The 23,195-nt window shown below is 69.4% G+C and carries 17 protein-coding genes; 8 read left to right on the forward strand and 9 right to left on the reverse strand.

Annotation, left to right across the window (positions count from 1 at the left end; all coding sequences use genetic code 11):
* Positions 1-53 precede the first annotated feature (53 nt).
* Positions 54-2,879 (reverse strand): excinuclease ABC subunit UvrA, encoded by a 2,826-nt coding sequence (uvrA, locus tag EBL84_RS04050; RefSeq protein WP_123139647.1) that lies wholly within the window; start codon positions 2,877-2,879, stop codon positions 54-56.
* A 95-nt stretch (positions 2,880-2,974) separates the two neighbouring features.
* On the opposite strand from uvrA, the gene EBL84_RS04055 reads away from it, so the two are divergent.
* From EBL84_RS04055 to rfbD, 6 genes are all read left to right on the forward strand, one after another.
* The gene (locus tag EBL84_RS04055) at positions 2,975-4,393 is read left to right on the forward strand and encodes an MFS transporter (RefSeq protein WP_123139648.1); all 1,419 of its coding nucleotides are present in this window, start codon (positions 2,975-2,977) and stop codon (positions 4,391-4,393) included.
* Positions 4,394-4,560: 167 nt separating this feature from the next.
* Positions 4,561-5,136, forward strand: a complete 576-nt coding sequence (gene ssb, locus EBL84_RS04060; protein ID WP_123139649.1) for a single-stranded DNA-binding protein — start codon at positions 4,561-4,563, stop codon at positions 5,134-5,136.
* Between the two features lie 22 nt (positions 5,137-5,158).
* A complete protein-coding gene (rfbB, locus tag EBL84_RS04065; RefSeq protein WP_123139650.1) occupies positions 5,159-6,214 on the forward strand; it encodes a dTDP-glucose 4,6-dehydratase in 1,056 nt (351 codons plus the stop codon).
* A 10-nt stretch (positions 6,215-6,224) separates the two neighbouring features.
* Entirely contained in the window at positions 6,225-7,103 is an 879-nt protein-coding gene (gene rfbA, locus EBL84_RS04070) for a glucose-1-phosphate thymidylyltransferase RfbA (protein ID WP_123139651.1), read from the forward strand.
* Positions 7,103-7,666, forward strand: coding sequence for a dTDP-4-dehydrorhamnose 3,5-epimerase (gene rfbC / locus EBL84_RS04075; protein WP_123139762.1), 564 nt, complete (start codon positions 7,103-7,105; stop codon positions 7,664-7,666). The genes rfbA and rfbC overlap by 1 nt, the downstream gene beginning before the upstream one ends.
* Positions 7,663-8,574, forward strand: a complete 912-nt coding sequence (gene rfbD / locus EBL84_RS04080) for a dTDP-4-dehydrorhamnose reductase (RefSeq protein ID WP_123139652.1) — start codon at positions 7,663-7,665, stop codon at positions 8,572-8,574. Before rfbC ends, rfbD begins: the two co-directional genes overlap by 4 nt.
* A gap of 39 nt (positions 8,575-8,613) precedes the next feature.
* On the opposite strand, the gene EBL84_RS17035 is transcribed toward rfbD, so the two are convergent.
* The gene (locus EBL84_RS17035; protein ID WP_190287878.1) at positions 8,614-8,751 is read right to left on the reverse strand and encodes a hypothetical protein; all 138 of its coding nucleotides are present in this window, start codon (positions 8,749-8,751) and stop codon (positions 8,614-8,616) included.
* 147 nt (positions 8,752-8,898) lie between these two features.
* Here EBL84_RS17035 and EBL84_RS04085 point away from each other — a divergent pair, with 147 nt between their 5' ends.
* On the forward strand, positions 8,899-10,320 hold the full coding sequence (locus EBL84_RS04085) for a PLP-dependent aminotransferase family protein (RefSeq protein ID WP_123139653.1): 1,422 nt from the start codon (positions 8,899-8,901) through the stop codon (positions 10,318-10,320).
* A gap of 6 nt (positions 10,321-10,326) precedes the next feature.
* Here the strand turns inward: EBL84_RS04085 and EBL84_RS04090 are convergent, their stop codons facing one another.
* The 7 genes from EBL84_RS04090 to tal form a co-directional block, all read right to left on the reverse strand.
* Positions 10,327-10,950, reverse strand: a complete 624-nt coding sequence (locus EBL84_RS04090) for a class I SAM-dependent methyltransferase (RefSeq protein WP_123139654.1) — start codon at positions 10,948-10,950, stop codon at positions 10,327-10,329.
* 294 nt (positions 10,951-11,244) lie between these two features.
* Entirely contained in the window at positions 11,245-13,260 is a 2,016-nt protein-coding gene (gene betT / locus EBL84_RS04095) for a choline BCCT transporter BetT (RefSeq protein WP_123139655.1), read from the reverse strand.
* Between the two features lie 187 nt (positions 13,261-13,447).
* Positions 13,448-15,124, reverse strand: coding sequence for a choline dehydrogenase (gene betA / locus EBL84_RS04100; protein ID WP_123139656.1), 1,677 nt, complete (start codon positions 15,122-15,124; stop codon positions 13,448-13,450).
* A 114-nt stretch (positions 15,125-15,238) separates the two neighbouring features.
* Positions 15,239-16,705 carry a betaine-aldehyde dehydrogenase gene (gene betB / locus EBL84_RS04105; protein ID WP_123139657.1) on the reverse strand — a complete coding sequence of 489 codons (1,467 nt, stop codon included), beginning with the start codon at positions 16,703-16,705 and terminating at the stop codon, positions 15,239-15,241.
* A 389-nt stretch (positions 16,706-17,094) separates the two neighbouring features.
* A complete protein-coding gene (gene lon, locus EBL84_RS04110; protein ID WP_123139658.1) occupies positions 17,095-19,545 on the reverse strand; it encodes an endopeptidase La in 2,451 nt (816 codons plus the stop codon).
* Positions 19,546-19,583: 38 nt separating this feature from the next.
* Entirely contained in the window at positions 19,584-20,393 is an 810-nt protein-coding gene (gene rsmA / locus EBL84_RS04115; RefSeq protein WP_123139659.1) for a 16S rRNA (adenine(1518)-N(6)/adenine(1519)-N(6))-dimethyltransferase RsmA, read from the reverse strand.
* Positions 20,387-21,352, reverse strand: a complete 966-nt coding sequence (gene tal, locus EBL84_RS04120; RefSeq protein WP_123139660.1) for a transaldolase — start codon at positions 21,350-21,352, stop codon at positions 20,387-20,389. The genes rsmA and tal overlap by 7 nt, the downstream gene beginning before the upstream one ends.
* A gap of 236 nt (positions 21,353-21,588) precedes the next feature.
* Between tal and EBL84_RS04125 the strand changes: the two genes are divergently transcribed.
* Positions 21,589-23,151, forward strand: coding sequence for a CHAD domain-containing protein (locus EBL84_RS04125; protein ID WP_123139661.1), 1,563 nt, complete (start codon positions 21,589-21,591; stop codon positions 23,149-23,151).
* Positions 23,152-23,195: the final 44 nt, after the last annotated feature.

Raw genomic sequence — 23,195 nt, forward strand, 5'->3', positions numbered from 1 at the left:
AATGGACTCCTCGCCGGCCTCGGTGTGCCGGCGTCGTGTGAAGCGGGTCTCGGCTACCAGCCGCGCGCGAGCAGCGGGGCGAGGAAGCGCCCGGTGTGCGAGCGCGGTTCGGCGGCGATCGCCTCGGGGGTGCCGGTGGCGACGATCTCGCCGCCCTTGTCGCCGCCCTCGGGGCCGAGGTCGATGATCCAGTCGGCGGTCTTGATGACGTCGAGGTTGTGCTCGATCACCACCACGGTGTTGCCCTGGTCGCGCAGCCGGTGGAGCACCTCGAGCAGCTGGCGCACGTCGTGGAAGTGCAGCCCGGTGGTCGGCTCGTCGAGGATGTAGAGGGTGCGCCCGCTGCCGCGTTTGGCCAGCTCGCGACTGAGCTTGACGCGCTGCGCCTCGCCGCCGGAGAGGGTGGTGGCGCTCTGGCCGAGCCGGACATAGGCGAGGCCGACGTCGACCAGGGTCTGCAACCGGCGCTGGATCAGCGGGATGGCGGCGAAGAACTCCAGCGCCTCGGCGATGGTGAGGTCGAGCACCTCGTCGATGCGCTTGCCCTTGTAGCGGATCTCCAGGGTCTCGCGGTTGTAGCGTCGGCCCTGGCAGGTGTCGCACTGGACATACACGTCGGGGAGGAAGTGCATCTCGACGCGGATCAGCCCGTCGCCCTTGCACGCCTCGCAGCGTCCGCCCTTGACGTTGAAGCTGAAGCGCCCCGGGCCATAGCCCCGGGCACGCGCCTCGGGGACGCTGGCGAACAGCTCGCGCACCATGTTGAACAGCCCGGTGTAGGTCGCGGGGTTGGAGCGCGGGGTGCGCCCGATCGGGCTCTGGTCGATGTCGATGACCTTGTCGAAGTGCTCCAGCCCCTCGATCGCGCCGTGCGGGCGCGGGCGCAGGCTGGCGCCGTTGAAGTGACGCGCGGCGACCGGGTAGAGGGTGTCGTTGATCAGCGTCGACTTGCCCGAGCCCGACACCCCGGTGATGCAGCACAGGGTGCCGACCGGGATGGCGACGTCGACCGCGCGCAGGTTGTTGCCGCGCGCGCCGAGGATGCGCAGCTGGCGCTCGGGGTCGGGGGGGTGGCGCTGTGTCGGGATGGCGATGCGCTCGGCGCCGCTGAGATAGCGTCCGGTGAGCGAGGCGGGATCATCGGCGATCTCCGCGGCGCTGCCCTGGGCGATCACCCGACCGCCGTGGGTGCCGGCGCCGGGGCCGAGGTCGACGACCTGGTCGGCGGCGCGGATCGCGTCCTCGTCGTGTTCGACCACGATCACGGTGTTGCCGAGGTCGCGCAGATGGGTGAGGGTGCGCAGCAGCCGGGCGTTGTCGCGCTGGTGCAGCCCGATCGAGGGCTCGTCGAGGATGTAGAGCACCCCGACCAGCCCGGCGCCGATCTGGCTGGCCAGGCGGATGCGCTGGGCCTCGCCGCCGGAGAGGGTGTCGGCGCTGCGCTCGAGGGTGAGGTAGTCGAGTCCGACATCGACCAGGAAGCGCAGCCGGGTGGCGATCTCGTCGATCACCTTGGCGCCGATCTCGCCGCGTGCGCCGGCGAGCCTGAGCCCTTCGAAGAAGCGCAGCGACTCGCCCACCGGCAGCGCGGTCAGCGCCGGCAGGTTGTGCTCGCCGAGGAAGACGTGACGCGCCGCCTGGTTGAGTCGCGAGCCCTGACAGGCGGGGCAGGGCTGGTGGGAGAGATAGCGCGCCAGCTCCTCGCGCACGGTGTTCGACTCGGTCTCGCGGTAGCGCCGCTCCATGTTGCGGATCACCCCCTCGAAGGGGCGCTCGCGCCCCGGGCCGCGCTCGTTGGGCAGGCGTACGCGAATGCGCTCCTCGCCGCTGCCGAACAGCACCCGCTCGCGCACCGTCTCGGGCAGCTCGCGCCAGGGGGTCTCGACGTCGAACCCGTAGTGCGCGCCGAGCGCGCGGATCAGCCCGAAGTAATAGGCGTTGCGCCGGTCCCAGCCGCGCACCGCGCCGCCGGCGAGGCTCAGCTCGGGGTGGATCACGACCTTGTCGGGGTCGAAGAACTGCTCGATGCCGAGACCGTCGCACTCCGGGCAGGCGCCGGCGGGGTTGTTGAAGGAGAAGGCGCGGGGTTCGAGCTCGGTGATGCTGTAGCCGCAGTGCGGGCAGGCGAAGTTGGCCGAGAAGGTGAGCAACGGCTGATTGGGCGCGTCGAGGGCGACGAGGCTGGCGACGCCCTCGGTGAGCGCCAGCGCGGTCTCGAAGGACTCGGCCAGACGGCTGGCGAGGTCGGCGCGCACGCGGAAGCGATCGACCACCAGGGCGATGTCGTGTCGGCGCTTGGCATCGAGCGCCGGCAGTGCGTCGAGCTCGTGGATGGCACCGTCGATCAGCGCGCGCACGAAGCCCTGGGCGTGCAGCTCGCCGAGCAGGCGCTGGTGGTCGCCCTTGCGGTTGCGCACCACCGGGGCGAGCAGCATCAGCCGCTCGCCCTCGGGGCGGGCGAGCACCTGATCGACCATCTGGCTGACCGTCTGGGCGGCGAGCGCCACGCCGTGGGTGGGGCAGCGCGGCTCGCCGGCGCGGGCGAAGAGCAGGCGCAGATAGTCGTAGATCTCGGTGATGGTGCCGACGGTCGAGCGCGGGTTGTGCGAGGTGGTCTTCTGCTCGATCGAGATCGCCGGCGAGAGCCCCTCGATGTGGTCGACGTCGGGCTTGTCCATCACCGAGAGGAATTGCCGGGCATAGGCCGAGAGCGACTCGACATAGCGCCGCTGACCCTCGGCGTAGAGGGTGTCGAAGGCGAGCGAGGACTTGCCCGAGCCCGATAGCCCGGTGAAGACGATCAGCCGCTCGCGCGGCAGATCGAGGTCGATCCCCTTGAGGTTGTGGGTGCGTGCGCCGCGGATGCGGATGGTGTCCATGGGCTGGCCGCAGAGGTCTCGATGTCGATGGCGGGCGACGCGATCGCCGTCGCGCCGATGGTCCGGCCTGCGCCGGCCCGGGGCAAACTGCTATTATGCGAAGCTTCGCGTACCAGAAGCAAAGGCCAGCGGCCGTGAGCCAGACAGAGATACCGAGCCCGCCCCTCTCACCCACCGAACGGCGCGCCGCCGCCGGACTCGCCGCCATCTTCTCCACCCGGATGCTGGGTCTGTTCATGATCCTGCCGGTGTTCGCGCTCTATGCGCACGAACTCAGTGGCGCCACCCCGCTGCTGATCGGGCTGGCGATCGGCGCCTACGGGTTGACCCAGGCGCTGCTGCAGATCCCGCTCGGGCTGCTCTCCGATCGCATCGGGCGCAAGCCGGTGATCCTCGGCGGGCTGCTGCTGTTCGCCGTGGGCAGCGTGGTGGCGGCGCTGGCCGACAGCATCCACTGGGTGATCGTCGGTCGGGTGCTGCAGGGCAGCGGTGCGATCGCCGCGGCGATCATCGCGCTGACCGCCGATCTCACCCGCGAGGAGGTGCGCACCAAGGGCATGGCCGCCATCGGCATCAGCGTGGCGCTGTCCTTCGCCGCGGCGCTGGTGCTCGGCCCGGTGCTGGCGCGCTGGATCGGGGTCTCGGGCATCTTCTGGCTCACCGCGGTGCTGGCGGTGGCGGGGATGGTGTTGCTCTACACCCTGGTGCCCGATCCCGAGCGCTCGCAGCTCCATCGCGACGCCCAGCCGGCGCTCGATCAGCTGCGCGGGGTGCTCGCCAACCCGACCCTGCTGCGGCTCGATCTGGCGATCTTCATGCTGCACCTGACCATGGTCAGCCTGTTCGTGGTGCTGCCGCTCTCGGTCGAGGCGGCGGGGCTGGAGGCGGCCTCGCACTGGCAGCTGTACCTGCCGGTGGTGCTGCTGGCGATCCCGGCGATGGTGCCCTTCATCGTCCTCGCCGAGCGCCGTGGTCAGGCGCGCGGGGTGCTGCTCGGCTCGGTGATCGCGCTCGGCGCGGCGATGCTCGGCTTCGCCCTGTTCGGGCAGTCGCTGTGGGTGCTCGGCGCGCTGCTGGTGGTGGTCTTCACCATCTTCAACCTGCTCGAGGCGGTGCTGCCCTCGCTGGTCTCGAAGAGCGCGCGTGCCGGTGCCAAGGGCACCGCCATGGGGGTGTTCTCCAGCGCCCAGTTCGTCGGCGCCTTCCTCGGTGGCGTGCTCGGCGGCTGGGCACACGAGCGCTTCGGCCCGGATGCCGTCTATTTGGTCGGTGTGCTGGTGTCGCTGGCCTGGGTCGCGCTGGTGGCGGGGATGCGCATGCCCGAGGACCTGGGGCGGCGGGTGCTGACGCTGGCGCCGGGGGCGGGGGATGCGGCGGCGCTGGAGCGCCGGCTGCTCGCCGAGCCCGGGGTGCGCGAGGCGGTGGTGGCGCTCGACGAGGGCGTGGCCTACCTGAAGGTGGACAGTCGTCGACTCGATTGGGCAAGATTGCAGACCCTTTCGGCCGGCGCCTGAGATCCGACCCCGCGCAGGCCCCGCAGGGTCATCGCCCGCGGCGGTGACGACGGAGACGAACCGAATATCGGATCGGCGCCGCCCGGGGACGGGCGCGCGTCGATTCTCCTGTATCACTCGAAACGAATGCAACACGCCCGGCGCGCCGCGTCAGGCGGGAGGAAGAGATGGCGACACGTGGTGTCAACAAGGTGATCCTGATCGGCAACCTCGGGGCCGACCCCGAGATCCGCTACATGCCCAGCGGCGACGCCGTGGCCAACCTGCGTCTGGCCACCAGCGAGAGCTGGCGCGACCGCGCCACCGGCGAGACCCGCGAGCGCACCGAATGGCACAACGTGGCCATCTTCGGCAAGGTCGCCGAGGTCGCCAAGCAGTATCTGCGCAAGGGCTCGAAGGTCTATATCGAGGGCAAGCTGCGTACCCGCAAGTGGCAGGGCCAGGACGGCCAGGACCGCTATACCACCGAGGTGGTGGTCGACATCAGCGGGACCATGCAGATGCTCGATGGTCGCGCCGGCGGTGGCAGCGGCTACGGCAGCTCCGCGCCCTTCGACGACGAGCCGCCGCGCGGCGCGCCCCAGGGCGGCGCCCGCCAGGGGGGGCCTCAGACCGCGCCCCAGGGCGGTGGCTACTCCGGTGGCGGCTATGCCGGCGGTGGCAGCGGCGGCGCACCCTCGGGTGGCGCACCCTCGGGCGGGTTCGGCGGCGGGGCGGACTTCGACGACGACATCCCGTTCTGATCCGAACCTCAAGGAGAGATCCATGCAGACCCTGCTCGTCACCGGTGGTGCCGGTTTCATCGGTAGCAACTTCGTGCGCCTCGCGCTCGCCCAGTCCGATGTCCGGGTGGTCAACCTCGATCTGCTGACCTATGCCGGCAACCTCGACTCGCTCGCCGACCTCGGGGACGAGCCGCGTCATCATTTCGTGCAGGGCGACATCGGCGACCGCGAGCTGGTCTCGCGGTTGCTGCGCGAGCATCAGGTCGACGCGGTGGTCAACTTCGCCGCCGAGAGCCATGTCGATCGCTCGATCGACGGCCCCGGCGACTTCGTGCAGACCAACCTGGTCGGCACCTTCAATCTGCTCGAGAGCGCGCGCGCCTACTGGGCCGAGCGCGGCGAGCCGGAGGGCTTCCGCTTCCTCCATGTCTCCACCGACGAGGTCTATGGTTCGCTCGGCCCCACCGGGGCCTTCACCGAGACCACGCCCTATGCCCCCAACTCGCCCTACTCGGCGAGCAAGGCCGGCTCCGATCACCTGGTACGCGCCTGGTTCCACACCTACGGCCTGCCGGTGCTCACCACCAACTGCTCGAACAACTACGGGCCCTATCAGTTCCCCGAGAAACTGATCCCGCTGATGATCCTCAAGGCCAGCCGCGGCGAGTCGCTGCCGATCTACGGCGACGGCGGCAACGTGCGCGACTGGCTGTTCGTCGAGGACCACTGCCGGGCGATCTGGCGGGTGCTCGAGGCCGGTACCCCGGGCGAGGTCTACAACGTCGGCGGCAACAGCGAGCGCACCAACCTGGAGGTGGTCGATACCCTCTGCGCGCTGCTCGACGAGCTGCTGCCCGACGCCCCGCACCGCCCCCACGCCGCGCTCAAGACCTTCGTCAAGGACCGCCCCGGTCACGACCGTCGCTATGCGATCGACGCCTCCAAGCTCCGGCGCGAGCTCGGTTGGACGCCGCAGGAGACCTTCGAGAGCGGGCTGCGGCGCACCCTCGAGTGGTATCTCGGCCACCCCGAGTGGTGCGCGCGGGTGACCGACGGCAGCTATCGCGGCGAGCGTCTCGGTGGTGCCGACAACTGAGGAGCGACGCATGAACAGAAAGGGAATCATCCTCGCCGGCGGATCCGGCACCCGTCTCTATCCGCTCACCCGGACCCTCAGCAAGCAATTGTTGCCGGTCTACGACAAGCCGATGATCTACTACCCGCTGGCGACGCTGATGCTGGCGGGGATTCGCGACATCCTGATCATCTCCACCCCGCGCGATCTGCCGCACTTTCGCGCGCTGCTCGACGACGGCAGTCAGTGGGGCATCAAGCTCTCCTACGCCGAGCAGCCGAGCCCGGACGGACTGGCGCAGGCCTTCCTGATCGGCGAGGAGTTCATCGCCGGCGACCCCAGCTGCCTGATCCTCGGCGACAACATCTTCTACGGTCACGGTCTGGTCAATCAGCTCAAGGCGGCGAGCGCCCGCGAGTCGGGGGCGACGGTGTTCGGCTACTACGTCTCCGATCCCGAGCGCTACGGCGTGGCCGAGTTCGACGGCGATGGCCGGGTGATCGGGCTGGAGGAGAAACCCACCGCCCCCAAATCCAACTGGGCGGTGACCGGGATCTATTTCTACGACGGCAAGGTCTGCGAGCTGGCGCGCACGCTGCGTCCCTCGGCGCGCGGCGAGCTCGAGATCACTGATCTCAACTCGCGCTATCTCGAACACGGCGAGCTTTATCTCGATCGCATCGGTCGCGGTACCGCCTGGCTCGACACCGGCACCCACGAGTCGCTGATGCAGGCCGGGCAGTACATCGAGACCATCGAGAAGCGCCAGGGGTTGAAGATCTGCTGTCCGGAGGAGGTCGCCTACTTCAACGGCTGGATCGACGCCGCGGCCCTGCGCGCCACCGGCGAGGCGCTGCGCAAGAGCGGCTATGGCGAGTATCTGTTGGGACTGCTGAAACGGGTGCAATGATGCAGGTGATCGAGACCGAACTGCCGGGCGTGCTGATCCTCGAACCCAAGGTGTTCGGGGATGCGCGCGGCTACTTCCTGGAGACCTATCGCGCCAACCGCTATGCCGAATTCGGCATCCCGCCGCTGGTGCAGGACAACCAGTCCTATTCGACCCACGGCGTGCTGCGCGGCCTGCACGTGCAGCACCCGCACGCTCAGGGCAAGCTGGTACAGGTGCTCGAGGGCGAGGTGTTCGACGTCGCCGTCGACATCCGCCGTGGCTCGCCGCACTTCGGCCGCTGGACCGGGGTGACCCTCTCGGGCGAGAACAAGCGCCAGTTCTGGGTGCCGCCGGGCTTCGCCCACGGCTTCGTGGTGACCGGCGAGCATGCCCTGTTCGTCTACAAGAACACCGACTACTACAGTCCCGAGACCGAGTTCAGCGTCCGTTGGGACGACCCCGCGATCGGTATCGAATGGCCGCTCGAGGGCGCGCCGTCGCTGTCGCAGAAGGACGGCGCGGCGCGCTGTCTGGCCGATATCCCGGCGGATCGTCTCCCCGGCTACGAGGATTACGCATGAGTCACAAACACCAGACCCCCGAGCGTCCACGCCTGCTGCTGATCGGCGCCAACGGCCAGGTCGGCTGGGAGCTGCGGCGCACCCTCGCCGGGCTGGGCGAGGTGGTGGCCGCCTCGCTCGAGGGCGAATACGGGCCGAGCATCGATCTGATGGATCCGAAGTCGCTGGCGCGGCTGGTCGACGAGGCGCGTCCCGACGCGGTGATCAACGCCGCGGCCTACACCGCGGTCGATCGCGCCGAACAGGACCGCGACAGCGCCCAGCGGATCAACGCCGATGCCGTCGGTGAACTCGGCGTGCTGCTCGCCAAGCGCGCCGTCCCGGTGGTGCACTACTCGACCGACTTCGTCTTCTCCGGCACCCTCGGGCGTCCCTACACCGAGGATGACCAGCCCGATCCGCTCAACGTCTACGGTGAGACCAAGCTCGCCGGCGAGCGCGCCTTGCTCGACGCCGGCGCCCGCGCCCTGGTGTTCCGCACCAGCTGGGTCTATGGCGCGCGCGGCGCGAACTTCCTGCTGACCATGCGCCGGCTGTTCGCCGAGCGCGACGAGCTGCGCGTGGTCGACGACCAGATCGGTTCGCCGACCTGGAGCCGGATGCTCGCCGAGATGACCGCCCAGGTGCTCTACCGGGTGCTGCGCGGCGAGCTCGACCTCGACGAGGTCGGCGGTCTCTATCACCTCACCGGCGGCGGCGAGGTGAGCTGGTACGGCTTCGCCTGCGCCATCCTCGAGGCCTGTGGCGAGGGCTGCAACCTCACCCCGATCCCCTCCTCGGAGTATCCCGCGCCGGCGCCGCGTCCGGCCTACTCGGTGCTCGACAACGGTCACTTCGAGCGCACCTTCGGGCTGGCGATGCCGCACTGGCGCGACTCGCTGGCGCAGTGTCTCGAGGAGCTCGACTGAGCCACCGTTCCGGCGGCGCCATCGCCCGCCGGACACCGCTCAGGGACAGGCGCGGCACGTGGGGCTTGCCTCCCCGGCCACTGGCGGGCCGATCTCCGTGCCCAGCGCGACGATGGCGAGCAGTGCCGCGAGCGCTGCGAACCATCCTAACGCCTGTCGTCCCTTCGATGTCGACATCCCGTGTTCCTCCTGCCTAAGCTTGCGAGTCATTAGGCTAGGCGGCACGCTGCGGCGGGCACAGAGACAAATCCAAGGAAAATGACCGATACAGTTGTCGCTCTCGCGCCATCTGTACCGGTCGGTTGTCGGGAAACTGTACCTGTTATGTCGACATCCTATCGCTATGCCGAGATCGCCGCCGCGCTGGAGGCGCGGATGCGCGACGGGCTCTACCGTCCGGGCGAGCGGCTGCCCGGGGTACGCCGGCTGGCACGCGAGTTCGAGGTGAGTATCGGCACCGTGCTCGAGGCGCTGCACCGGCTCGAGGCGCAGGGGCGGGTGCGGGCGCGGGCACGTTCGGGCTATTACGTGCAGGCGCCGACCCGCTCGGCCCAGCCGGCGATCTCGACGCCACCCCCGGCACCGGCGCCGGTGCGCGGGCAGGACATGGTGTTGCGGCTGCTGCAGGCGGCCAACGACCCGGCCTTCGTCCAGCTCGGCGCGGCGGTGCCCGATCCCCGACTGTTGCCGCGCAAGGCGCTGGCGCGGGCGGTGGCCAGCGCCTACCGGCGCTATCCCGACGCGGCGATCGACTGCGCCTTCCCGCCCGGACTCGAGGCATTGCGTCGCCAGGTCGCCCGCCACCTGAGCGCACACGGTACCCCCTTGCACCCGGACGCGTTGCTGATCACCAGCGGTTGTCTGGAGGCGGTGACCCTGGCGTTGCGCGCGCTCACCCGTCCCGGCGACGTGGTGGCGGTGGAGTCACCGACCTACTACGGGCTGCTGCAGGCGCTCGATGCGCTCGGGCTGCAAGCGCTGGAGATCCCCACCGATCCGGCCCAGGGCATCAGCCTGGAGGCGCTCGGTTTCGCCCTGGAGCAGTGGTCGGTGGCCGCCTGTATCGTCACCACCAACTTCAGCAACCCGCTCGGCGCGGTGCTCTCGAGCGCGCGCAAGCGTGCCCTGAGCGAGCTGCTGGCGGCTCATGGGGTGGCGCTGATCGAGGACGACATCTACGGCGATCTGGCCTTTTCGGGTGTGCGCCCGGACACCGCCAAGTGTTATGACCGGGAGGGGCGGGTGATCTACTGCGGCTCCTTCTCCAAGACCCTGTCGCCGGGGATGCGGGTGGGCTGGGTCGCGCCGGGCGTCGAGTTCGAGCGCATCGAATTCCTCAAGTACGCCACCAACCTGGCCGCACCTTCGGTGCTCCAGCTCGCCCTCGCCGAGCTGCTCGCCAGCGGTGCCTATCTGCGTCATCTGCGCGAGGTCAGCGCGGGGTTTGCGCTGGCGGTGGGGCGGATGCGTCATGCCGTCGAGCGTCACTTCCCGCCCGGCACCCGGGTGACGCGACCGAGCGGCGGTTTCCTGCTGTGGCTGCAGCTGCCGGCGGGGATCGACAGCATGGCGCTGCACGCGCGCGCCCATCGCGAGGGGATCAGCATCGCCCCGGGGCCGATGTTCTCGGCCAGCGGCAAGTATCGCGACTGTCTGCGGCTCAATGCCGCGGTGCCCTGGACCCCGGCGGTGGAACGGGCGCTGCGCCGGCTCGGCGCGCTGGCGCGCGAGCTGGCCGGCGACTGAGGGCGATCAGGCGACGCGGTAGAGACAGACCTGACCCTGCGAGCCCTCCTCGCGGATATAGTCGGTGGTGCGGGTCTCGATCTCCTGCCACCGCCCGGCGTCGGTGATCGCGGCGATCTCGCGGGCGTAGTCGTCCTCTGCCCAGGCGCGGTCGCGCACGGTGAAGCAGATGTGACCGCCGGGGCGGATGATGCGAATCAGCTCGTGCAGCGCCTGCGGACCGACATGGCCACAGGTGAAGGTGCCGACACAGAGCACGGCATCGTAGCGGTCGTCGGCGATTGCCAGGCGGCTGGTCAGGTCGCCCTGGTCGAGGCTGCGATAGATGCCCTTGGCGCGGGCCTGTTCGAGCATGTCGACCGAGTAGTCGAGACCGTCGAGTAGGCGGTAGCCCGCCCGATGGAGGCAAGCGCCAGCGAGTCCGGTGCCGCAACCGGCGTCGAGCACCTCGGCGCTCGGGTCGTCGAGGTGTTCCATCAGCAATCCCCCGGCGATCGCCGGGGCGACATAGTCCATCTTGCCGGTGAGATCGGCGTCGTAGTTGGCCGCCCACTCGCGATAGGCGCTGGTGATCGCGTCCTTGTCGCCGGAGGCGAGTGCGCGTTCGAGGATGTCGTGGTGGTCGCTCATCGAGGACTCCTGGAGGCTGGACGAGCGCGGGCATTCCCGCGACTCGGGACGCGTGCTTGTGCGTCCGGGTGATGATGCGTCCTGGCCTGGTGTGACCGGGTCATGGATGGTGCGGCACGCGCTTGGTGCCGGATGGGACGCATCGGATATGTCCCCGTCATCCTGTCGAGTCGGCGCGGCGGTTGTCAAATCGACGCCCGGGTGGTCGCGATCCGCGCCGGGGAGGGCGAGTGGCCCCGGCGCCGCTGGGCGCCGGAGCTGGACACCCGCGCCGGGCGCGCGGGTGCGGGGGGATCAGCGGTCGAGATGCAGGAACTGCATGTGCCGCTCGTACTGGTTGAGGATGTCGTTGATCACCTGGGCCTTGCTATAGCCGACCAGGTCGTACTCCTGGCCCCCCTCGCGGAGGAAGACCTCGGCGCGGTAGTAGCGCTCGTTCTCGTGGTGCGCGGCGATGTTGCCGGACTGGCCGAGCGCGAACACCGGCTTGGCGGAGCCGATCAGGTTGACCATGTAGAAGAAGTCCATCTCGTTGCCGTGCTTGACCTGCAGGCACAGCCGGTGGTCCTCGGTGTCATGGCTCAGCTCGGTGTCGAGTCCGCGCTGATTGAGCGCCTGCGAGACCTCCGCCATCGCCGGCTCCACGGTCTCGTGCAGGAATTGTTCGACGAACTGGCGCGAGGGGAAGTGGACGATGCGCGAGAGCCGCTCCTTCCAGCCCAGCCCCTTGTCCGAGATCGCCGGGGCGAAGTCGATGTTCTCGGCCTTCCGCTTGGTCGCCTCCTGACGCAGGCTGTAGTGCAGCGACCACATGAACAGCAGCAGGATCACCGAGAAGGGCAGCGCCGAGACCACCACCACCGACTGCAGCGAGTTGAAGCCGCCGGCGAACAGCAGCCCGAGGGTGATCAACCCGGTGAGCGCGGCCCAGAACAGGCGCAGCCAGATCGGCGCATCCTGCTCCGAGGTCAGGCCCTTGGTGCTGAGGTTGGCCAGCACCAGGGCGCCGGAGTCGGCCGAGGTGATGAAGAAGATCAGCCCCAGCACCACCGCCAGGCCGGACCACAGCGAGGCGGCCGGATAGTGGTCGAAGAAGGCGAACAGGCCCATCGCCGGGTCGTTGACGGCGATCTCGCCGAGTTCGACGGCGCCGTTGTTGACCAGGTCGATGGCGCTGTTACCGAAGATCGAGAACCAGGCGAAGATGAAGCCGAGCGGGATGAACATCGCCCCGAGCACGAACTCGCGCAGCGTGCGCCCGCGCGAAATGCGCGCGATGAACAGCCCGACGAAGGGCGACCAGGCCAGCCACCAGGCCCAGAAGAACACCGTCCAGCCGGCCTTCCAGGAGGCCCCTTCGGCGCCGTCATAGGCGTAGACGTCGAAGGTCTTGCCGATCAGGCCCTGGAAGTAGTCGCCGATGTTCTGCACCAGACCGTTGAGCAGATACAGCGTCGGTCCCATCAACAGCAGCGCGATCAGCAGCAGGGTGGCGAAGCCCATGTTGATCTCCGAGAGTCGGCGCACGCCGCGCTCGACCCCGGAGATCGCCGACAGGCCGGCGAGGATGATGACGGTGACGATGATCGCCGCCTGGACCAGCTTGCTCGACTCGATGCCGAAGATGTGGGTCATGCCGGCGTTGGCCTGGAGCACGCCGATACCGAGGCTGGTGGCGATGCCGAACAGGGTGCAGACCACGCCGAAGGTGTCGACGGTGTGACCGATCCAGCCGGCGGCGCGCTTGCGCCCGATCAGCGGCACCAGCGCCGAGCGCAGCGCCAGGGGCATCTTGTGGCGATAGGCGAAGTAGGCCAGCGCCATGCCCATCAGGGCGTAGAGCCCCCAGCCGTGCACCCCCCAGTGGAGGAAGGTCTGGGCGATGGCGGCGCGCTCGGCCGGTTGCAGCGCGGTCTCCGCGCCGCCGGGCGGGGTGAGGAAGTGGGCGAGCGGCTCGGAGGCGCCGAAGAACAGCAGGTCGATGCCGATGCCCGCCGAGAACAGCATTGCCGCCCAGGTGACATAGTTGAAGTCCGGGGTGGCGTGATCCGGGCCGAGACGGATGTCGCCGTAGCGCGAGAGCGCGATGAACAGCACGAAGCCGCTATAGGCGGCGAGCGCGAGCATGTAGTACCAGCCGAAGTGGTCGGAGACCCAGCCGAGCGCGAGCCCGAGCAGTGCCTCGGTCCTGGCGGGGAAGAGCATGGTGATGGCGATCAGCAGCGCGGTCAGCGCCGCCGAGGCGATGAACACCGTGCGATTGACCTCGAGCGGCCGCTGGCCGTGGTCGTCGTCGATGAAGCTTTGCATGGTTGATGGTATCGATTGCTGGAAGGGATCGGTCCCTGACCGGACCCTCGCTCGGTGCCGGGAAACGCGTCCCGTCGCGGTGACGGAGCGCGTTTCCTCGACCCGCCGATGGGTCGGGCTGATGGCTGCGGGGCCACGGGACCGGATGGCGGGCGTGACGTCGCGGCGTCACGCCCCGGACGCCGGATCAGGCGTCGCGTCGCGGAGCCGCGCCGTTGGCCTGGTAGTAATCCACCTCGGCGCGTGGCAGCGGGTCGATTCCGCGAATACGGTCGGCGATCTTCTCGGCGAGCATGATGGTGGTCGCGTTGAGATTGCCGGTGATGATCTGCGGCATGATCGAGGCATCGACCACGCGCAGCGCCTCGAGCCCGTGCACCCGGCCCTGGCCGTCGACGACGCTGTCGGGGCCGCTGCCCATGGCACAGGTGCAGGAGGGGTGATAGGCGGTCTCGCCGTGGGCGCGGACGAAGGCGTCGAGCTCGGCGTCGCTCTGCAGCTCGGCGGTGGGCGCGATCTCGCGACCGGTGTAGGGGGCGAGCGCCGGCTGGGCGAAGATCTCGCGGGTGATGCGGATGGCGGCGCGGAACTCCTCCCAGTCCTGCGGCTGCGACATGTAGTTGAAGCGGATGCTCGGGGCCGCCTTGGGGTCGCGCGAGTTGAGCTTCACCCGGCCGCGGCTGGGCGAGCGCATCGAGCCGACATGGGCCTGGAAGCCGTGGGCCTTGACCGCGTTGCGTCCGTCGTAGCGCACGGCGATGGGCAGGAAGTGGTACTGGATGTTGGGCCACTCGAAGCGTGCGTGGGAGCGGATGAAGCCGCCGGCCTCGAACTGGTTGCTCGCGCCCAGTCCGCTGCCGGCGAACAGCCACTCGGCGCCGATGCGCAGCTGGTTCCAGGGCTTGAGCGCCGGGGCGATGGAGACCGGCTGGCGGCACTCGTACTGGATGTAGAGTTCGAGATGGTCCTGGAGGTTGTTGCCGACGCCGGGCAGATCGAGCACCTCGGGGATGTCGTGCTCGGCGAGCCAGGCGCCGGGGCCGACCCCGGAGCGCTGCAGGATCTGCGGCGAGGCGATGGCCCCGGCGCAGAGCAGCACCTCGCGGCGGGCATGGGCCTGTTGCTGTTTGCCGCGATGCTCGAAGGCGACGCCGACGGCACGCTTGCCGGAGAACAGGATACGGTCGGTGGTGGCGCGGGTGAGGATGTCCAGGCCGGGGCGGTGACGGGCCATGTCGAGATAGCCGCGCGCGGTGCTCGCCCGCCGCCCCTGCGGGGTGACGAAGCGGTCCATCGGGCCGAAGCCCTCCTGCTGATAGCCGTTGAGGTCGTCGGTGCGCGCATAGCCGGCCTGTACCCCGGCCTCGATCATCGCCGCGAACAGCTCGTTGTTGCCGGCCTTGGGCGTGGCCACTCCGATCGGGCCGCTGGCGCCGTGATAGTCGTTGCCGCCGATGTCGCGCGACTCGGCCTTCTTGAAGTAGGGCAGGCAGTCGCGGTAGGTCCAGTCCTCGAGTCCGTCGCGCCGGGCCCAGTGGTCGAAGTCGAGGGCGTTGCCGCGGATGTAGCACATGCCGTTGATCAGCGACGAGCCGCCCAGCCCCTTGCCGCGTCCGCAGTCCATGCGGCGATTGTCCATGTGCGGCTCGGGGTCGGTCTGGTAGCCCCAGTTGTAGCGTCGGCCCTGCAGCGGGTAGGCGAGGGCGGCGGGCATCTGGGTGCGGAAGTCGAGTCGGTGATCGCGTCCGCCCGCCTCGAGCAGCAACACCGAGACCCCGGCCTCTTCGGTCAGTCGCGCGGCCAGGGTGTTACCGGCCGAACCGGCACCGATGATGATGTAGTCGTATTCATTGTTCTCGTGCATGGGGGCTCCTGTGGTGGCGAGCGCTCCCGCGCCGGCCGGCTGGGCACGGTCGGGGGGAGCGCAGGCTTGGGATGGTGGTCGTCGAGGGGCGGCGCGGGGCCGCCCGGGCGCAGGTCAGAACACCGACTCGAAGGTGTCGAGTTCGACCTGGACGGATTTGGTGCGGGTGTAGTGCATCAGGGTCTCGATACCGTTCTCGCGACCGATGCCGGAGTGCTTGTAGCCGCCCACCGGCATCTGTGCCGGCGACTCGCCCCAGGTGTTGATCCAGCAGATGCCGGCCTCGAGACGGTGGATCAGACGATGGGCGCGCTTGAGGTCGGGGGTCACCACGCCGGCGGCCAGGCCGTAGTCGGTGGCGTTGGCGCGGGCGACGGCCTCGTCCTCGGTGGCGTAGCCGAGGATGCTCATCACCGGGCCGAAGATCTCCTCGCGGACGATGCGCATGTCGTCGCGACAGTCGCTGAACACCGTCGGCGCGACATAGGCGCCGTCTCCCAGCGCGCCGGTGGTGAGCCGTTCGCCGCCACACAGCAGCCGCGCGCCCTCGCGCTTGCCGGCGTCGATATGATCGAGCACCTGGGCCATGTGCTCGAAACCGACCAGCGGGCCGAAGTTGGTCTCGGGGTCGAGCGGGTCGCCGACGCGGATGCGTGCGACGCGCTCGAGCACCGCCGCCTCGAACTCGGCCAGGCGCGCCGTCGGCACGAACACCCGGGTGCCGTTGGTGCAGACCTGACCGGAGCTGTAGAAGTTGGCCATCATCGCCACGTCGGCGGCGAGCGCGAGGTCGGCGTCCTCGCCGACGATCAGCGGCGACTTGCCGCCGAGCTCCATGGTGACCTCCTTGAGCGTGGAGCCGGTGGCCGCCGCCGCGACCCGCTTGCCGGTGTCGACGCCGCCGGTGAAGGAGACCTTGTCGATGCCCGGATGGGCGGTGAGCATGGCGCCCACCGCGCCGTCGCCCTGGACGACGTTGAACACCCCGTCGGGCAGTCCCGCCTCGGTATAGATCGCCGCCAGCTCGAGCGCGCTCAGCGGGGTGACCTCGCTCGGCTTGAACACCATGGCGTTGCCCGCGGCCAGCGCCGGGGCGGACTTCCACAGCGCGATCTGGATCGGATAGTTCCAGGCGCCGATGCCGGCGACCACGCCGAGCGGTTCGCGCCGGGTATAGACGAAGCTGGTCTCGCGCAGCGGGATCTGCGTGCCCTCGATGGCGGCGGCCAGCCCGGCGTAGTACTCGAGCACGTCGGCGCCGGTGACGATGTCGACGGCCAGGGTCTCGGAGAGCGGCTTGCCGGTGTCGCGGGTCTCGAGTTCGGCGAGCGCGTCGTTGCGCTCGCGCAGCAGCGCCACGGCGCGCTGCAGCACCCGGGCGCGCTCGACGGCGGTGTAGCCGGCCCAGATGCGTTGACCGGCGCGGGCGCCGGCCACCGCGGCCTCGATCTCGGCGGCGTCGGAGGACTGGACCTCGGCGAGCACCGAGCCGTCGGCTGGGTTGATGGTCGCGAAGCTGGCCTGGTCGTCGCGGCGCGGGGTCGGACGACCGTCGATATAGGCGGTATGCGTCTGGCGCATGATCGATGCCCTCTGCAATGTCGGATGATGGTGACGCCGCCGCTGGCCGGGATCGGGCCGGGACGGGCGTGCGATCGTGGTGCGAGATGGTGGTCTCACGGGATCGGGCGCGTTTGCTGCGGGGGGACCCGGGGCCGTCGGTATGGCGGGCGGATCGGGGAGCGCGCCGGGAAGACACTGAGATGGGCGGCTGTCGTCCCGAGTCGCGCGGTGGCACGGGGACGGCTCCTGGCCACGCTGAGTTCATCCCTGAAGGAGTCCCTCAGCGTCTTCCGGATGGGGTCAGTCGTGGCAGGGTGGACGGAGCGCCGGGGCGTCGCTCGGACGCCCGTCGCCGCAGCCGGCGACGAGCGCGCGGACCAGGCGCCGCTCGATGGTCTGGAGCGGCATCAGCGACCCGTGCCCCGGCGCGTGCCGCGCCGCTTGGTCGACGGCTCGAAGAGCAGCGCCAGCAGGTCGTCGAAACGCGAGGCGAAGTGCACCGTCAGGCCCTTGCGCACATGCTCCGGGACCTCGTCGAACTCGCCGCGGTTGTCGGCCGGGAGCACGATCTCCTTGATCCCGGCACGGCGCGCGGCGATCAGCTTCTCGCGGATGCCGCCGACCGGGAAGACCTCGCCGGTGAGGGTGATCTCGCCGGTCATGGCGATGCGCCGTACCGGCTCGTCGCGTGCCAGCGAGAGCAGCGCGCTGGCGATGGTGATGCCGGCCGAGGGGCCGTCCTTGGGGGTGGCACCGGCGGGGACGTGCAGATGGATGAAGGACTGCTCGAAGAACGCCGGGTCGACGCCGAAGCGCTCGGCGTTGCCGACCAGGAAGCCGTAGGCGATCTCGGCCGACTCCTTCATCACCTCGCCGAGCTGGCCGGTGAGCTTGAAGCCGCGATTGAAGCCGTGGGTGCGCGCCGCCTCGATCGACAGGGTGGCGCCGCCCATCGCCGTCCACGCCAGCCCGGTGACCACGCCCGGTCCGGAGAGCTTGCGCTCGTCGCGGAACACCGGACTGCCGAGATAGCCCTGGAGCTGGTCGCGACCGACCGCGACCGGGGCCTCGGCGTCCTCGAGCAGCTCGACGGCGACCTTGCGCACGATCTTGCCGAGCTGTTTCTCGAGCCGGCGCACCCCGGCGTCGCGGGCATAGCCCTCGATCAGCGCGCGCAGGGTGCGGGTGTCGAGCTTGACCGCACCCTTCTCCAGACCGGCGCGTTCGATCTGGCGCGGCAGCAGGTACTTGCGCGCGATCTGCAGCTTCTCCTCGGCGATGTAGCCCGAGAGCTGGATCACCTCCATACGGTCGAGCAGCGGACCGGGGATGGTGTCGAGCTGGTTGGCGGTGCACACGAACAGCACCTTGGAGAGGTCGAAGCGCAGGTCGAGATAGTGATCGAGGAAGTCGCCGTTCTGCTCCGGGTCGAGCACCTCGAGCAGCGCCGAGGCCGGGTCGCCGTGGTAGGAGGCGCCGATCTTGTCGATCTCGTCGAGCAGGATCACCGGATTGGCGGTACCGGCATCCTTCATCGCCTGCACGAACTTGCCGGGCATGGCGCCGATATAGGTGCGTCGGTGGCCCTTGATCTCGGCCTCGTCGCGGATGCCGCCGACCGAGAAGCGATAGAAGCGCCGCCCCAGTGCATCGGCGATGGAGCGCCCGATCGAGGTCTTGCCGACCCCGGGCGGGCCGACCAGGAGGATGATCGAGCCGGCGATCTCGCCGCGATGGATGCCGACGGCGAGGAACTCGAGGATGCGCCGCTTGACGTCCTCGAGCCCGTAGTGGTCGCGGTCGAGGATGCGCCGTGCGCGCTTGAGGTCGAGCTTGTCGGTGGAGTGACGGCCCCAGGGCAGCAGGCTCACCCAGTCGAGATAGTTGCGGGTGACGGCGTACTCCGGCGAGCCGGTCTCGAGGATGCGCAGCTTGTCGAGCTCCTCCTCGACACGCTTGGCTGCCTGCTCGGTGAGATCGAGCTCGGCGATGCGCGCCTCGATACGATCGATCTCGGCGGTGCGGTCGTCCTTGGCGATGCCCAGCTCCTTCTGGATCGCCTTGAGCTGCTCGCGGAGGAAGAACTCGCGCTGATGCTTCTGCATCTTCTCCTCGACGCTGCGGCGGATCTTCTGCTGCGCGCGCGCCAGTTCGAGCTCGGTGTTGAGCAGCGCCAGCACCTTCTCCATGCGCGGCAGCAGCGGCAGGGTCTCGAGCACCTCCTGGAGCTGCTCGGCGCTGGAGGTGGTGAGGCTGGCGGCGAAGTCGGCCAGTCGCGATGGATCATCGGGGCCAAAGCGGTCGAGGAACATGCGCAGCTCCTCGACATAGAGCGGATTGAGCGGGAGCAACTCCTTGATGGTGTTGATCACCGCCATGGCATAGGCCTTGACCTCGCTGTCGGGACCGCCGTCGGGCTCGGGCAGATACTCGACCCGGGCGCTGAACGGCGCCTCGCGCGCGAGCCAGCCGGCGAGGCGGAAGCGCTGCAGGCACTCGACGAGCACCTGCAGCTGGCCGTCCTGGTGATGGATGCGGTGCACCCGGCAGGCGGTACCGATGGCGTAGAAGTCATCGGCGGTGGCGTCCTCGGAGCGCTCGACCCCGACCAGCACCACGCCGAGGATCTTGTGCTCGCTGTCGGCCACCCGCTGCAGCGTTGGCGCCCAGTGCTCGGCGCTCATCGTCAGCGGCACCGCCTGGGCGGGGAAGAAGGGGCGGGCGGCGACCGGGAGCAGGGGCAGCTCGGTCGGCAGGACGTCGTTGGCGCGCGCCAGCGTGACGGTCTCGAGTCCGGAGGATGTCTCCGCCTCGGCCTCGATCACGTCATCGCTGTCGTCCAGTCGCTCCTCCGGCATGTCGGTACCTCGTTTCGCGTCGCTGCTCGAAAAACCCTTTAGTTTTCTGTTTTTTGTCCGTCTTGGCAAGTCGCGGCATTGGCCAGGGTGGCGTATTCGGTCACCGAGAGGGTCTCGGCGCGGCGCATCGGATCGATCTCGGCGCGCTCGAACTGCTCGGGCGTGACCAGCCCGGAGAGGCTGTTGCGCAGGGTCTTGCGTCGCTGGCCGAAGGCGGCGGCGACGATCCGGGCGTGGCGTTCTGGATCGGCGAGCGGATACAGGTCCGCGACCGGCTCCAGACGTACCACGGCCGAGTCGACCTTGGGGGCTGGAGTGAAGGCGCCGGGCCCGATGCGCAACAGGCTGCGCGCCCGGCACTGGGTCTGCACCATCACCGAGAGCCGGCCATAGATCTTGCTGCCGGGCTCGGCGACCATGCGATCGACCACCTCCTTCTGCAGCATCAGGTGCAGGTCGGCGAGACAGTGCGACTGGGCGAGAAAGTGGAACAGCAGCGGTGTGGAGATGTTGTAGGGCAGGTTGCCGACCACCCGCACCCGCTCCTCCGGCCCCTGGCGCAGCGCGCAGAGGTCGAACTTCAGCGCGTCGACATTGTGGATGCGCAGGGTGCCGCGCCCGCCGAGTCGCGCGCGCAGCGGCTCGATCAGGTCGCGATCGAGCTCGACCACGTCGAGCTCCCCCACGGCCTCGAGCAGTCCGGCGGTGATCGCCCCCTGGCCGGGACCGATCTCGACCAGGCGTTCGCCGGGGCGCGCGGCGATGGCGGCATGGATACGGGCGATCACGCCCTGGTCGTGGAGGAAGTTCTGCCCGAAGCGCTTACGGGGCTGGTGTGGTGTCAGCAATGTTGACAGACCTCGCGGGTGAACTGCTCGAGCTTGCGGGTGTCGGCGGCGAACAGTCGGATGCCCTCGGCGAGCTTCTCGGTGGCCATGGCATCCTCGTTGAGCGCCCAGCGGAAGCTGGTCTCGTCGAAGCTGACCCGTTCGATCTCCATGCCCTGGGCACGCTCGGGGTCGAGTCGGCGGCAGACCTCGCCGTCGGTCGAGGCCAGCTCGCCGAGCAGCGCCGGGGAGATGGTCAGCAGGTCGCAGCCGGCAAGCTCGAGGATCTCGTCGAGATTGCGGAAGCTCGCGCCCATCACCGCGGTCTCGTAGCCGTGACGCTTGTAGTAGTTGTAGATACGGGTGACCGAGCACACGCCCGGGTCCTCGTCGGCGGGGTAGCCGGCGACGTTCTCGGCGTTCTTGTACCAGTCGAGGATGCGACCGACGAAGGGCGAGATCAGGGTGACCCCGGCCTCGGCGCAGGCCACCGCCTGGGCGAAGCTGAACAGCAGGGTCAGGTTGCAGTGGATGCCCTGGCGCTCGAGTCGCTCGGCGGCGCGGATGCCCTCCCAGGTCGAGGCGATCTTGAACAGCACCCGCTCGCGCGGATCGACGCCGGCGGCCTCGTAGAGCTCGACCAGGCCCTCGGCGCGGCGTACCGTGGCCTCGGTGTCGAACGACAGTCGCGCGTCGATCTCGGTGGAGACCCGGCCGGGGACGATCTTGAGGATCTCGGTGCCGAAGTTCACCGCCAGTTTGTCCATGCTCCAGCGGGTGCGTTCCTCGCCCTCGCCCTTGGTCTGGCCGAAGTCGAGCGCGTCCTCCACCAGCTCGCGGTACTGCGGCATCTGCGCCGCCTTGTAGATCAGCGAGGGGTTGGTGGTGGCGTCCTGGGGGCGGTACTCGACGATCGACTCGAAGTCGCCGGTGTCCGCGACCACGGTGGTCATGGAGCGCAGTTGATCGAGCTTGCTCATGATGTGATGTCCTTGTATGGATTTCGGGATGAGGTCGATGGATTTAGGGCGCGTCGCCGCGCCGCCGGTTCCATTGACCCTAGCCCAAAATGGTGACGATTCCGATTCTGCGGGCCGGACCGGCACACCCTTGCCCGGAAAATTTTCCATAATGACACCGACACCCCGTTGAATGCACGCCTCGCGCCAGCGGTTGCTGTGTCAATCGGGGCCGGTGCCGTCTGCAGGAGCTGTTCATGCGCGAATCGGAATCTGATGACTATCTGTTGCCCGCGGATGTCTCGCTCGCACGTCTCGAGACCTGGGTCCGGGGGCAGGGGCGGCTGGCGCCGTCCTCGACCGAATCGACCCGACGAATCCATTACGACACCTTCGATTGGGCGGTCCATGGCGACGGCGCCATGCTCGCCTGTCAGGGGCGGGGCCCACGCTGGCACCTGATCCGCCAGCCGCTCGATCCGCGCGAGCGCCAGCTGGTGCTCGAGCTCGACGCGCCACCGGACTTCCCGGCGCATCTCCCGGCGGGGGCGCTGCGCGAGCGGCTGCTCGGTTGCTGCGGGGGGCGTCGTCTGTTGCCGCTGATACAGCTCGACACCCAGGCCGAGATCCATCGCGTGCTGGGCGACGACGATCATACCCTGCTCAGGTTCGCCATCGAGCGCACGCGGTATCGCGACCCGAACGGCGCGGCGGCGGGGGCCTTGGCGCCGCGGTTGCGGGTGCTGCCCGGTCAGGGCGCGCGGCGCCAGCGCGAGCGTCTGATCGACGGGCTCGAACGGACGCTCGCGCTGCGCCCGGCCAGGGTCTCGGTGGTGGTCGAGGCGCTCGCGGCGATCGGACGCTATCCGGGCGATTATTCCTCCAAGCTCGATCTCGACATCGCTCCCGAGACCCGTGCCGAAGAGGCCGCGCGCGCGGTGCTGCGCGAGCTGCTCGGGACGCTCGAGGCCAATGTCGAGGGCGCGCGCGAGGCGATCGATCCCGAGTTCCTTCATGATCTGCGGGTGGCGACCCGGCGCACCCGCTCGGCGCTCGGTCAGTTCGGGGCGATCTTCCCGGAGACGCGGCTGCGGCCTTTTCGCGAGGGGTTTGCCTGGCTGCAGCGGGTCACCGGGCCGGTGCGCGATCTCGACGTCCAGCTCGAGCAGTTCGCGCACCAGCGTGCCGGGCTGCCCGAGGCGCTGCGCGGCGCCCTCGATCCCCTGGGTGAGCGTCTGCACGCCGATCACGCCGCGGCGCAGCGGGCGCTGGCCGACGAACTCGGCGGCGAGACGTGCGCGCGGCTGCTCGCCGACTGGCACGACTTCCTCGACACCCCGCTCGCGCCCGAGGCGCTGGGTCCCGCCGCGCGGCGCCCGGTCAAGGCGGTGGTCGACGCCCGGCTGCGGCGGCTGGCGCGCCAGGTGTTGCGCGAGGGCGCGGCGATCGGCGCGGACTCACCGCCGGAGGCGCTGCATGCGCTGCGCAAGCGCTGCAAGAAGCTGCGTTACATGATGGAGTTCTTCCACAGCCTCTATCCGCGTCGCGAGATCCGCAAGGCGATCCGTCAGACCAAGGACCTCCTTGACAACCTCGGCGGTTTCCAGGATCGGGCGGTGCAGGCCGAGCGTCTGCGCCTGTTGGCGCGACGGATGTTCGAGGCGGGCGAGGCCGACAGCGACACCCTGCTCGCCATCGGCGCCCTGGTCGGCCAGTTGCTGGCGCAGCAGCAGGACGATCGCGCCGCCTTCGACGAGGTCTTCGGGGCGTTTCGCGCGAAGTCGTCGCGGGCGCGGTTGAAGGCGCTGTTCGGGGGCTGACCCGGCTGCGGCCTCAGTCGTTGTGCTGGCGCCGCTGGGGTGCG

Origin of the sequence: Marichromatium sp. AB31 (genome assembly GCF_003718685.1) — a bacterium.
Taxonomy (GTDB): domain Bacteria; phylum Pseudomonadota; class Gammaproteobacteria; order Chromatiales; family Chromatiaceae; genus Marichromatium; species Marichromatium gracile.